The 11,741-nt window shown below is 72.3% G+C and carries 10 protein-coding genes and 1 pseudogene; 5 read left to right on the top strand and 6 right to left on the bottom strand.

What is annotated here, in order from left to right:
* The 3 genes and pseudogenes from E1286_RS48525 to E1286_RS42320 form a co-directional block, all read right to left on the bottom strand.
* Positions 1–681, bottom strand: a pseudogene (locus E1286_RS48525) (TROVE domain-containing protein); the annotation flags it as partial.
* Between the two features lie 139 nt (positions 682–820).
* The gene (locus E1286_RS52345) at positions 821–898 is read right to left on the bottom strand and encodes a 50S ribosomal protein bL37 (protein ID WP_484213927.1); all 78 of its coding nucleotides are present in this window, start codon (positions 896–898) and stop codon (positions 821–823) included.
* Positions 879–2,276: a TROVE domain-containing protein gene (locus E1286_RS42320; RefSeq protein ID WP_132622245.1), complete on the bottom strand. Its 1,398-nt coding sequence runs from the start codon at positions 2,274–2,276 to the stop codon at positions 879–881. The genes E1286_RS52345 and E1286_RS42320 overlap by 20 nt, the downstream gene beginning before the upstream one ends.
* A gap of 454 nt (positions 2,277–2,730) precedes the next feature.
* Between E1286_RS42320 and E1286_RS42315 the strand changes: the two genes are divergently transcribed.
* Positions 2,731–3,300: a hypothetical protein gene (locus tag E1286_RS42315; protein ID WP_223190885.1), complete on the top strand. Its 570-nt coding sequence runs from the start codon at positions 2,731–2,733 to the stop codon at positions 3,298–3,300.
* Between the two features lie 63 nt (positions 3,301–3,363).
* Here the strand turns inward: E1286_RS42315 and E1286_RS42310 are convergent, their stop codons facing one another.
* Entirely contained in the window at positions 3,364–4,128 is a 765-nt protein-coding gene (locus tag E1286_RS42310; RefSeq protein WP_246075637.1) for a class I SAM-dependent DNA methyltransferase, read from the bottom strand.
* A gap of 15 nt (positions 4,129–4,143) precedes the next feature.
* Positions 4,144–5,472 (bottom strand): MFS transporter, encoded by a 1,329-nt coding sequence (locus E1286_RS42305; protein WP_132622243.1) that lies wholly within the window; start codon positions 5,470–5,472, stop codon positions 4,144–4,146.
* Between the two features lie 174 nt (positions 5,473–5,646).
* Here E1286_RS42305 and E1286_RS42300 point away from each other — a divergent pair, with 174 nt between their 5' ends.
* A complete protein-coding gene (locus E1286_RS42300) occupies positions 5,647–6,222 on the top strand; it encodes a copper chaperone PCu(A)C (RefSeq protein WP_132622241.1) in 576 nt (191 codons plus the stop codon).
* Positions 6,223–6,377: 155 nt separating this feature from the next.
* Here E1286_RS42300 and E1286_RS42295 read toward each other — a convergent pair whose 3' ends face one another.
* Complete coding sequence (locus E1286_RS42295; protein WP_132622239.1) at positions 6,378–7,091, bottom strand: IclR family transcriptional regulator; 714 nt, start codon at positions 7,089–7,091, stop codon at positions 6,378–6,380.
* A gap of 86 nt (positions 7,092–7,177) precedes the next feature.
* Between E1286_RS42295 and E1286_RS42290 the strand changes: the two genes are divergently transcribed.
* From E1286_RS42290 to E1286_RS42280, 3 genes are all read left to right on the top strand, one after another.
* Positions 7,178–8,317, top strand: a complete 1,140-nt coding sequence (locus E1286_RS42290; RefSeq protein ID WP_132622237.1) for a pyridoxal-phosphate-dependent aminotransferase family protein — start codon at positions 7,178–7,180, stop codon at positions 8,315–8,317.
* Positions 8,314–11,079 (top strand): FAD-binding and (Fe-S)-binding domain-containing protein, encoded by a 2,766-nt coding sequence (locus tag E1286_RS42285; protein ID WP_132622235.1) that lies wholly within the window; start codon positions 8,314–8,316, stop codon positions 11,077–11,079. Before E1286_RS42290 ends, E1286_RS42285 begins: the two co-directional genes overlap by 4 nt.
* Before the next feature lie 26 nt (positions 11,080–11,105).
* Positions 11,106–11,741 (top strand): transporter permease (locus E1286_RS42280; RefSeq protein WP_342776318.1); only part of this gene is annotated, 636 nt, incomplete at its 3' end.

The raw sequence follows: 11,741 nt of genomic DNA, 5'->3' as shown, positions 1-11,741 counted from the left end.
CGCGGCGTCCCCGCTAATGGCGGCTTCGGCGAGCGCGCTCCGGGCGTGCGGGCGTTCGAACAGGGCATGGCGGCGGGCGGGCGGGATCCAGTAGAGGGCGCGCCGGGCGCGCAGCAGCGGCAGCGACTCAGGAATGTCGTCGAAGTCGCCGCGCCTGCGGGCGATCGCGTGGCGGAAGACGGCCGCCTGCGCGGGCCCGCCGGGAGCCGGGTGGGTCAGCGCGAGGACGTCGGCGAAGCGCAGGGGGGCGCCGGGACTGTCGTACGTCGCCAGGGCTCGTTCGTCGTAGAGCCGGACGACGGCGTCCGCGATGCCCCGTTTGAGCGGCTGAGGCAGGGCTCTGCCGTACCAGTGGAGCCAGTAGGCGAGCAGCTCGCCCGGCTCGTCGGCGCGGCGCAGGCACTGGTCGAGCAGTTGCCGGGAGCCCGTGACGCCGGCGTCCAGCCGGGCCTGCACGAGCTCGGCCACGGTGGCCAGCCGCAGGTGGCGCAGCGCGTCATGGCGGGCCGTCCAGGCGGTCATCCGCACCAGCCAGGCTTCGTCGGCGCGGGCCAGCCGGGTCGCGAGCGCGACGTAACGCGCGGACGGCACGCGGGCGCGGGCGTCCCCGAGCGCCCTGGCCACCAGCAGGAAGAGCTCTTTCCGGTACGTGTCCACGTTCGTCGAGGCGCGAGTGGTCATGGCGGCCTGCACTCCCTTCGGAAATGGGAAAGAGCCTCCCGAGAAGGGCGGCCGCCGGCGACCCGGCGGGTGCCGGGCGGCCGGGGCCAAGAGCGCATCGGGAGGCCCGGTGCCGCGGCGGTCAGGGCCGCGGCGGGGTTCAGCCGTTCGTGGGCTTGTGGCCGTGGTGGGCCTGGTGCTTGCGGCGGCTGCGTTTCTTACGCGCGCGCTTGGACATCGTTCTCCTTTCCGAACAGGCACGCGCCGACGCGGGCTTGCTCGATGGCGGGGATCGCGGCGAACCAGCCGTCGCCGGGGTCGGTGATGACGTGCCAGGAGCCGGCCGGCTCGACGGCCGCGTCCGGATGTGTCAGGACGATCACCCGGTCGTGCCCGCCGGCATGGGCGCGTACGGCCTCCGCCGCCGGGTGATCGCCCGCGGGCTCGTGGAAGCGGTCCACCGACTCCAGCAGCGAGCCGCCGATGTCGACCCGTCCGGCCGCGGGCCCGAACTGGACGGCCTCCACCGACGGCGAGCGCAGCGCGAGCGCGGCGGCGACGGCCGCGGCGGCGTCGGCCCTGGTCAAACCCCCGTCGCGGCGGGCCATCGCCGCGCCGCGGTCCACCAGGACGAGCGTCCGGCCCTCCAGCGCGGGCACCTGGCCCAGCGCGTGCTCGAGGGCCCGCTCCAGGGCCGCGGACCAGCGCGAGCCGGGGACCGCCCGGCAGGCGGCCAGGATCTCCAGCGGCAGCGCGCCGCCCCGCCGTACGGAGATCTCGTCGGCGAGCTCCGCGCAGAGCCGGTTGGCCACCTCACCGCTCAGCCCGGCGCCGTCGAGAGCGCTCAGGACGGTCAACCGCTGCCGGTACGTCATGGACGGCAGCACCACCGCCCACGCCTTGGCGGTCATCTCGCCGCCGAGCCAGACGGCCACCTGCTCCCAGTCCATCCGGGCCACGGCGAACAGGGCGGCCGCGTCGGGCCGCTCCAGCGCCCGGTGCCGCCTGGCGGCCGGCAGGTCGTGCAGCTCGGCACGGGCTCGCAGGGTCGTCAGCGACTCCGGCACGGGACGTTCGCGCTTGAGGCGCCGGGCGGCGTACTGGAAGACGTCGTTCTGCGCCTTGCCGGACGGTTCGGGATGGGTGAGCGCGATCACCTCGGCGAAGCGCATGGCGGCCCGCGGGGTGTCGTGGACGGCCAGGGCGTGCTCGTCGTAGAGGCGTTCGGCGGCGTCCGCGACGGCCTGTTTGATCGGCTTGGGGATCGACCGGCCGTACCGGCCGATCAGGTAGGCCAGCAGGTCGCCGGGGTCCTCCGGGCGCAGCAGCACCTCGCCGCCCAGCCGGCGGGCCTCGGCCGAGGTGGCGAGCCTGGCGGTCAGCCGGGTGCGCAGGTATTCGGCCGCGGCGGCCAGCGCCAGCAGGCGCAGCGCCGGCTGCCTGCGGGTCCAGCCGATGAACGCGCTCATCCAGGCGTCGTCGGCGGCCAGCGTGGCGACCAGCCCCGCGAGTCGGTCGCCGGGCTCTCTGGCACGCCGGTCGGCCAGGGCGCGGGCGGCCAGCAGGAAAAGCTCGCTCCTGGCGGCGGTCACCACTGAAGGCTGGGGTGTGGTCATCGGCCCTTCTTCACGAAAGAGGGAAGAGGCCTCCCGCGTCGGCGATCAATGGGATTCCGTTCGCGCCAAAATCCGGAATCGTCGCGATCCGCGGGAGGCCCCGAGGAGGCACCGCGGGTCTCGCGGTGCGGCGTGGGCCGTCATCCCACGCCTGTGTGTCCGTGCTCAGTGACACACCATCGGACGGGCCAGAGGGGATGGTGACGGCGCACAACGCTGCGGCGGGGTCGTGCCGTCATTTCTCCTCCTTTACCCGTCCGGCGTCCTCCACTATGTCCGGGCCCCTAATGCCGGGGCAAGAATTTTGACACCATGCCTACGCGTAAAAGACGCGAAAAAAGCGCCCGCGTTGAATGAGACCCCTCTAATGCTCGTCTCACGGAACGGCAATGGCCGGTCGAGATGCTTCTGGTGGCCGGGGGGAGCCCGGCCGGAGCTGACGAAGGGGACAGACATGAGAATGATCAAGCTGACCGTGGCCGGCGCCGTCCTGGGCACGGTGCTCGGGAGCATGGCCCTGGCCTCGCCGGCCCACGCCGACACCCGCACCTGCTCGGGCACGATCCGCTCCGCCTCCGTCGACGACATCCGGGTCCCGAAGGGCGCCCGGTGCACCCTTCTCGGCACCAGGGTCGACGGCAACGTCAAGGTGGCGAGCGACGCCACCCTGGTCGCCCGCGGCGTGCGGGTCGACGGCGACATCCAGGCCGACGACGCCCGCTCGGTCTCGGTGAGCAGCGGCTCGCAGGTCGACGGCAACATCCAGGTCGAGGACACCGGCGTCGTCACGGTGCTGTCGACCCGGGTCGACGGCGACATCCAGCTGGAGGACAACCGCCGCTCGGTGCGCGTCGAGGGCAACCGCGTGTCCGGCAACGTCGAGGTGGAGGAGAACCGCGGGAGCGTGCGGGTCCAGCGCAACGCAGTCCGGGGCGACCTGGAGTGCGAGAGCAACCGCCGCGGAGTGTCCGGGGGGAACAACTCCGTGCGCGGCGACAAGGAAGGCCAGTGCCGCCGCCTCTGACGGTGCTCCTCCCCTGACGACCGCCCCGGGCGCCCCGCACGGCCCCGGGGCCGCTCGTACGCGCTAGGCGGGAAGGCGGTAGACGGAGACGTGGGAGCGCGACTCGGCGGTGAACTCGGCTCCCGACCAGTCGGCGTGCCGACTCTCCAGCTCGAAGCCGGCCAGCTGCCCCATGAGGTCGAGCTCGGCCGGCCAGATGTAGCGCTGGGGGGTACGGAAGAGCGTGGCCTGCCGGCTGTCGTCGAAGCGGAAGTGGTGGGAGACGAGGTGCTGGCGCACCACGTCGTAGGTGTCGATGCCGAGGTAGCCGGGTTCGCTGGCGAAGACGAAGCCCTGCTGGCCGGGGGGAAGGATACGAAGTTCGGGCACGCCCAGCTCGATCACGAACCGGCCGCCCGGCTCAAGGTGGCGGGCGGCGTTGCGGAAGCATTCGACCTGCTCGGCCTGGGTGAGCAGGTTGGAGATCGTGTTGAAGACGAGATAGACGAGCGTGTACGTGCCCGGCGCGGTGGCGGTCGCCATGTCTCCGTTGACGACGGGGATGGCCGACTCGTCCGCCTTGGTGCGCAGCTGGTCGATCATCGGACGCGACAGCTCGATGCCGGTGACGGGCACGCCCCGCCCGGCGAGCGGCACGCCCACCCGGCCGGTCCCGATGGCGAACTCCAGCGCCCGGCCGCCGCCCGCCAGCTCGGCCAGCCGGTCGACGGTGGGCCCGAGCACGTCGGGGGCGAACATGCCGGTGCCGGGGGTGTCGTAATGCTGGGCGGCGTAGGCGTCCCAGATGTCCTCCTGTCGCATGCCGCCCACGATGTCCGCGGGCGGCATGCGCTGTCCACTGATTTAACGTCCGCTCGGTTCCGCCTCGTCGTACTCGACGGCGTAGTCCTGCCGCGAGCGGTCCTTGAGCAAGTACGCCGCCACCACGCTGATCAGGGCGCAGACCGCCATGTAGACGGCGATGGCGAAGGAGCTCTGATACGTCTCGTACAGCCAGACCGCGATCAACGGGGCCGGGCCGCCGGCCGTCACCGAGGCGAGCTGGTAGCCGAGGGAGGCTCCGCTGTAGCGCAGCCGCCCGGTGAAGCTCTCGGCGATGAACGTCGCCTGCGGGCCGTACTGGATGTCATGGATGGGCGCGGCCAGCACGATGGCGAGGAAGACCAGCGCCGGCACGCGGGTGTCGAGCAGCGGCCAGTAGACGAACGACCACGCCACCATGAGGGCGGCGCCGACGATGTAGAGCTTCCTGCGGTTCACCAGGTCGGAGATGTAGCCCCAGAACGGCACGGTGACCAGCGAGACGAGGCCGGCCACGATGACGTACAGATAGACGTCCGACGCCTCGAAGCCGAGGGTCCTGGTGGCGTAGGTGAGGATGAAGACGGTGAAGATGTAGAACGGCGCCTGCTGGCCGGTGCGCAGCAGCGCGCTGAGCACGATCTCGCGCCAGTTCTTCTTGATGACCTCGCGCACGGGCACGCGCTCGATCTTGTTCTCGCGCAGCACCTTCGCGAAGACGGGCGTCTCCAGGATGCCGAGCCTGATGTAGAGACCGACGCCGGCCATGACGATGCTGAGCAGGAACGGGATGCGCCAGCCCCAGTACGGGTCGAGCGGCTGGAAGATCTGCAGGCCGACGTAGCCGAGCACGAGCCCGACGGGCACGCCGAACTGCGGCCAGCTGCCGAGGAACCCGCGCCGGCCGCCCCGGGTGTCGCCCCACTCGGTGGCCAGCAGCACCGAGCCGCCCCACTCGCCGCCGACGCTGATGCCCTGCAGCAGGCGGAGCAGGGTGAGCAGGATGCCGCCCCAGATGCCGATCTGGTCGTACGTCGGCACGAGGCCGACGAGCGCGGTGGCGACGCCCATGGTCATCAGGGTGATGATCAGGGTGGCCTTGCGGCCGATGCGGTCGCCGTAGTGGCCGAAGATCGCCGCGCCGATCGGACGGGCGGCGAAGCCGCCGAAGTACGTGCCGAGGGCGAGCAGGAGGCCGGTCGTGGGGTCGCTGTTGGGGAAGAACAGCTCCGCGAAGATGGTGCTGGCCGCGAAGCCGTAGAGGAAGAAGTCGTACCACTCGATCGAGGTGCCCACGGCGGAGGCGACCACCGCCCGGGTGAGCTGCCGTTTTCTCTCGGGGCCTGTCGCGTCGGGTTCGTGCTCAGTCATCTACCGCACCTCCGGTAGCTCCCGCATTACCGGTGACGGTACATCAGAGTTGATCGCCGGTCACGGGCCTGAAATCTCGCGGAAGGCGGCTATGCCGGGCATGCCGGATGGCGCTGGTTCAGAGGCACTTCTCCGGGTAGCCATGGGGCAACGCTGTGAGGAGGGCATGAGCCGATGCGTCCCATCGTCACCGCCATGACCGTGCTGGCCCTGGCGGCCACCGGGTGTGCCGCCGCGGGATACGACACCCTGCGGCCGCCGCCGAACGAAGGCGCCAACGGCGGCGTGACAGGCACGGTCTCCGTACGCAACGCCTTCCTGGTGGGCGGCTCGGACCCGGCCTCTCCCCCTCCTCAGCAGCCGCTGTTCGCCGTGCTGATCAACGAGAGCGCCCGCCCGCAACGCCTGGAGCGGATCACCGTCGAAGGCGGCGGTTCCGTGCAACTCGCTGGGCCGCTCACGCTGCCGCCCAACCAGCCGGTCGGCACCGGCAGTCAGCCGATCGGCACGGTCACCGGCGTGCGCGGCACGACGGTGCCGATGACGTTCACCTTCTCCGACGGGAGGTCGGCGCGGCTGATGGTGCCGGTCAAGCGGCGCGCAGGAGACTTCGCCCAGCTGCCCACCGCGCCCGCGGGCCCGCCGTCGCCCACCAGCCCGGCCACCGCGCCGCCGAGCCCGGCGGGGTCTCCGAGCCCCGCCGGATCGCCCAGCCCGGCCGGGTCGCCGAGTCCGTCGCCCACCGGCTGACCTGATCGGCCCGCGGTTCACCCGCATGGCACGACGGCGCGATGCGGGTACGTCTCGCGGGCAGCGGCGCGCGTCCGGGGCGCCGCCGGCCGCCTGCGACGGCATGAGTGGAGCTGCGAGCCTTCCCCACGGGTCAGCGGGCTCGGGAGCGGCGGTCAGCCGAGAGAGTCGGTGAGCGTGCCGGCCGCCTGGGTGACGAGCTTGCCGTACTGCCCGCGCAGGTCCTCGGTCATGCGGCTGGCCGGGGTCGAGACGCTGAGGCTGGCGATCGGGGCGCCGTCCGGGCCGAGGATGGCGGAGGCGACGGCGGCGATGTCGGCGCGCCACTCCCCGCGGTTGTCGGCGTACCCGCGCGCCCTGACCGCCTCCAGCTCCGCCCGCAGCGCCCGCGCGTCCGTGATCGTGGTCTCGGTGTACGCCGGCAGCTCGTCGGGCCTCCTGCCGAGGTGGGCCAGCACGGCCTTGCCGTTGGCGGAGGCGTGCAGCGGCAGCCGGATGCCGAGCGGCAGCACGATGCGCAGCGGCTTGTCGGTCTCCAGCCGCTCGATCAGCACGACCGCCTCGCCCTCGGGGACCATCAGGTGGATGGTCTCGCCGGTGCGCTGGCGCAGCTCCTCCATGACGGGCACGGCCGCGTCACGCAGCCCCAGCTCGGTACGGCGGGCGACCTGTAAGGCCTTGCTGGTGACCTGCCAGCGGGTGACCTCGCCTCCGGCTGGCCGGATCCAGCCGGCCTCGTGCAGCGTCCTGAGCGAGCGCTGCACCGTGCTCTTGGGCAGCCCGAGCAGGCGGGCCAGCTCGCCCACGCCGATGGGCTGGCGGGCGGAGACCTCTTCGAGCACGCGAAGGGCGGTGATCACGTTCTGCACATTGACTCCTTCCTGAGGCGATCTTAAGGTTAGTGAACCGTACGACGGCACGGTGTGCCGTGACATGGCACAGAGGGGAAGAGACAGTGGGCCGGCATTTCCTGCAGATCCCCGGGCCGACCAACGTTCCCGACCGGGTGCTGCGCGCGATCGCCCAGCCCACGATCGACCACCGGGGGCCCGAGTTCGCCCGGCTCGCCTCCGAGCTGCTGGAGCGGCTGAAGGGCGTCTTCCAGACCGCCGGTCCCGTGGTCGTCTACCCGTCGTCGGGCACGGGCGCGTGGGAGGCGGCGCTGGTCAACACGCTGTCGCCGGGCGACAAGGTGGTGGCGTTCGAGACCGGGCACTTCTCCACTCTGTGGTGCGAGATGGCCGCCCGCCTGGGGCTGGTCGTCGACCTGGTACCGGGCGACTGGCGGCACGGCGCCGACCCCGACGCCCTCGCCGAGCGCCTGACCCCCGACGTCGCCGCCGTCATGGTGGTGCACAACGAGACCTCGACGGGCGTGCGCAGCCGCGTCCCCGAGATCCGCGCCGCGCTCGACCGGGCCGGGCACCCGGCGCTGCTGCTGGTCGACACGATCTCGTCGCTCGGCTCGATGGACCACCGCCACGACGAGTGGGGCGTGGACGTCACCGTCGGCTGCTCGCAGAAGGGCCTCATGCTGCCGCCCGGCATCGGCTTCAACGCGGTCAGCGACAAGGCCCTCGCCCATCGGGGGCGGCTGCCCCGCTCGTACTGGGACTGGGAGCCGATCATCGAGGCCAACCGGCGCGGCTTCTATCCGTACACACCGCCCACCAACCTCCTGTACGGCCTGCGCGAGGCGCTGATCATGCTGGAGGAGGAGGGCCTTCCCGCCGTCTTCGCCCGGCACGACCGGCACGCCGAGGCGACCCGGCGCGCCGTGCGGGCGTGGGGGCTGGAGGTGCTCTGCGCCGACGAGCGCGAACACTCCAGCTCACTCACCGCCGTGCTCATGCCCGAGGGCCACGACGCCGACGCGGTCAGACGGCTGATCCTGGAGCGGTACGACATGTCGCTCGGCACCGGCCTGGGCCGGCTCGCCGGGCGCGTCTTCCGCATCGGGCACCTCGGCCACTTCAACGACCTCATGCTCGCGGGCACGCTGAGCGGGGTCGAGATGGGCCTGGCCGCTGCCGGCGTGCCGATCAAGGAGGGCGGCACGAGGGCGGCGCTGGCGTACCTGGAGGGCGGACGATGAGCCTGGCGCGCACGCTGGCCCCGCTGATCGCGGGCGACGTCCGCGACGACCCGTACACCCGGCACCTGTACTCCTCCGACGCCAGCATGTACGCCATCGAGCCGCTCGCGGTCGCCTTCCCCCGGCACGCCGACGACGTCCAGTCGCTGGTCGTGGCCTGCGGCGAGCTGGGGGTGCCGCTGCTGCCGCGCGGCGCGGGCACGAGCCTGGCCGGGCAGACGGTGGGCGCGGCCGTGATCGTCGACTTCTCCCGGCACATGAACCGCATCCTGGAGATCGACGGCCGCACCGCCCGCGTACAGCCCGGCGTGGTGCAGGACCAGCTCAACCGGGCGGCTCGCAAGCACGGGCTGATGTTCGGGCCCGACACCTCCACCAGCAACCGCGCCACGATCGGCGGGATGATCGGCAACAACTCCGCCGGCAGCCACTCCGTCCTGTACGGCTCCACGATCGACCACGTCGAGGCGCTGCGCGTGGTGCTCGCCGACGCCACCACGCCCGACCTGGCCACCGACACCCGGCTGAACACGGCGGTCGCCGAGGTGCTGCGCGGCGTGGACCTGTCGGGGTTCCCGCGCTTCTGGCGGCACTCGGGCGGCTACCGCCTCGACGCCGCCGCCCGCGACGGTCTGACGAAGCTGATCGTCGGCTCCGAGGGCACCCTCGCCGTGGTCACCGAGGCCACGGTGAGGCTGGTGGACCGGCCGCGCGCCAAGGCCATCGCCGTCGGCCACTTCACCTCCACCGCGGCCGCCGTCGCCGCCACCGCCGACGCCCTGTCCTTCGGCGCCGCCTCGGTCGAGCTGCTCGACAAGGCCATCCTCGACCTGTCCAAGCAGCGCGTCGACTACGCCGGGCTCGGCGACATCCTGGAGGGCGAGCCGGAGGCACTGCTGTTCGTGGAGTTCTTCGGCGACACGCCGCGCGAGGTGGCCGACCGGGTCGACAAGCTGGCCGCCACCTGGAAGTCCGACGGCCACGGCTACCACACCCTGCGGGCGGTCACCGGCGAGCAGCAGGCGGCCGTGCTCAAGGTGCGCAAGGCCGGGCTGGGCCTGCTCATGGCCTCCAGCGTGGGCAGCCGGCGGCCGCTGGCGTTCGTGGAGGACACCGCCGTGCCGCCGGAGCGGCTGCTGCCGTACGTCGAGGAGTTCGCGCAGATCCTCGACCGGCACGGGCTGCGGGCCGGCTTCTACGGCCACTGCTCGGTGGGCTGCCTGCACATCCGCCCGTTCGTCGACCTGCGCGCGCCCGGCGAGATCGGCACGATGCGCGCGGTCGCCGAGGAGATCGCCGAGCTGGCCGCCCGGCACGGCGGCGTGAACTCCAGCGAGCACGGCGACGGCCTGGCCCGCTCGGAGTTCAACCGGCGGCTGTTCGGCGACCAGATCTACGAGGCGATGCGGCAGGTCAAGCACATCTTCGACCCGCACGACCGGCTCAACCCGGGCAAGATCGTCGATGCGCCGCCGATGACCGAGCACCTGCGCGACCCTTCACAGCCCGAGCCGCGCCCGCTGGCCACGACGCTGACCTTCGCCGGCGGCATGCACGCCGCCGCCGACCGGTGCATGAACGTCGGCGTGTGCCGCAAGGACGACACGGGCGTCATGTGCCCGTCGTACATGGGCACCCGCGAGGAGGAGCACTCCACCCGGGGCCGGGCCAACGCCCTGGTCAAGGCCCTGTCGTCGCCCGACCCGCGGCAGGCGATGGGCGACGAGCGGCTGCACGGCATCCTCGACCTCTGCCTGGAGTGCAAGGCGTGCCAGTCGGAGTGCCCGCTCGGGGTCGACATGGCGGCGATGAAGAGCGAGTTCCTCCACCAGTACCAGGAGATCCACGGCGTGCCGCTGCGCGCGCGGGTCTTCGGCGCGATCAGGACGCTCAACCGGCTCGGCTCGGCCACCGCGCCGGTGTCGAACTGGCTGGCCGACGCCGTGCGCGGCCCGCTCGGGCTGAGCCGCCGCCGCCCGCTCCCCCGCTTCCACCGCGACAACCTGCTGCGCTGGTACGCCCGCCGCCCGGCTTCGCGCGGCACCCGCGAGGTCATCCTGCTCGCCGACTCCTTCACCACCTTCAGCGAGCCCGCGATCGGGCGGGCCGCCGTCGAGTTGCTGGAGCGCGCCGGCTACCGCGTACGCCTGGAGTCCGAGGGCTGCTGCGGCCGTTCCAGCATCTCCAAGGGCCTGCTCGACCAGGCGCGGACGATGGCGGAGGCGATGGTCACCCGCCTGGCCGCCTCGGACGCGCCGATCGTCGGCCTGGAGCCGTCCTGCCTGCTGACGCTGAAGGACGAGTACGCCGCGCTGCTGCCCGGCGACCCGCGCGTCCGGCAGGTGGCGGCGCGCGCCCGGCTCGTCCCCGAGCTGCTGAGCGAGGCGATCGACGACGGCTCGCTCGTGCTCGGCGACGCGCTCCGCGGACGCACGATCCTGCTGCACGGCCACTGCCACGAGAAGGCCGTCACCGGCACCGCCGCCACGCGCGGCCTGCTGTCCAGGATCCCCGGAGCGGAGGTGACCGAGATCGACGCCGGCTGCTGCGGCATGGCCGGATCGTTCGGCTTCGAGGCCGAGCACTACGACCTGTCCATGAAGATCGGCGGTCTCCGGCTCTTCCCGGCGATCGCCGAATCCTCACCCGACACCCTGCTCGCGGCCACGGGGGTCTCGTGCCGCCAGCAGATCGCCCACGGGGCGGGCCGCGCCGCCCGCCACCCGGTCGAGCTCGTCCATCGGGCGGCCGGCATGCCATAACGCTCGGGGGAGATCGGAGTACGCAGTTGTCCGCAGAGCTCCTGTCCATCCTCGCCCTCATCGTCATGTTCCTCGTGGCCACCGTCTTCCCCGTCAACCTCGGGGCGCTGGCCCTCGTCGGAGCCTTCCTCGTCGGCACGCTGGCCGCCGGGATGAGCACCGACGACATCCTCGGGGCGTTCCCCGGCAGCCTGTTCGTGATCCTCGTCGGGGTGACGCTCTTATTCGCGATCGCCACCAACAACGGCACGGTCGACTGGCTCGTCAGGGCCGCCGTGCATCTCGTACGGGGACGGCTGGCCGCCATCCCGCTCGTCGTGTTCGTCATCTCCGCCCTGCTGACCGCCGTGGGCGCGCCGGCGCCGGCGGTGGCGGCGATCCTGGCGCCGATCGCGTTCGGGTTCGCGGCCGACTACCGCATCCATCCGATGCTGATCGGGCTCATGGTGGCGCACGGGACGCAGGCCGGGGCGTTCTCGCCGATCAGCGTGCTGGGCGGCATCGTGAACGGCGTCACCCGCGACTCGGGCCTGCCCTACGACAACCTGGTGCTGTTCCTGTCGAGCTTCGCGTACAACGCGGCGGCGGCCGCGATCGTCTTCTTCGTCTTCGGCGGCCACCACCTCTTCGGCCGCACCCACGTCGCCACCCCTGAATCTCCC

The sequence above is a fragment of the Nonomuraea terrae genome (assembly GCF_004348995.1).
GTDB lineage: Bacteria > Actinomycetota > Actinomycetes > Streptosporangiales > Streptosporangiaceae > Nonomuraea > Nonomuraea terrae.
The sequence above is the reverse complement of the archived record's forward strand: the minus strand, read 5'-3'. Positions and strand labels throughout refer to the sequence as shown.

Coding starts and splice junctions, on each gene's coding strand:
- E1286_RS52345 (WP_484213927.1), bottom strand. CDS start 898: ATGTCCAAGCGCGCGCGTAAGAAACGCAGCCGCCGCAAGCACCAGGCC.
- E1286_RS42320 (WP_132622245.1), bottom strand. CDS start 2,276: ATGACCACACCCCAGCCTTCAGTGGTGACCGCCGCCAGGAGCGAGCTT.
- E1286_RS42315 (WP_223190885.1), top strand. CDS start 2,731: ATGAGAATGATCAAGCTGACCGTGGCCGGCGCCGTCCTGGGCACGGTG.
- E1286_RS42310 (WP_246075637.1), bottom strand. CDS start 4,128: ATGCCGCCCGCGGACATCGTGGGCGGCATGCGACAGGAGGACATCTGG.
- E1286_RS42305 (WP_132622243.1), bottom strand. CDS start 5,472: ATGACTGAGCACGAACCCGACGCGACAGGCCCCGAGAGAAAACGGCAG.
- E1286_RS42300 (WP_132622241.1), top strand. CDS start 5,647: ATGCGTCCCATCGTCACCGCCATGACCGTGCTGGCCCTGGCGGCCACC.
- E1286_RS42285 (WP_132622235.1), top strand. CDS start 8,314: ATGAGCCTGGCGCGCACGCTGGCCCCGCTGATCGCGGGCGACGTCCGC.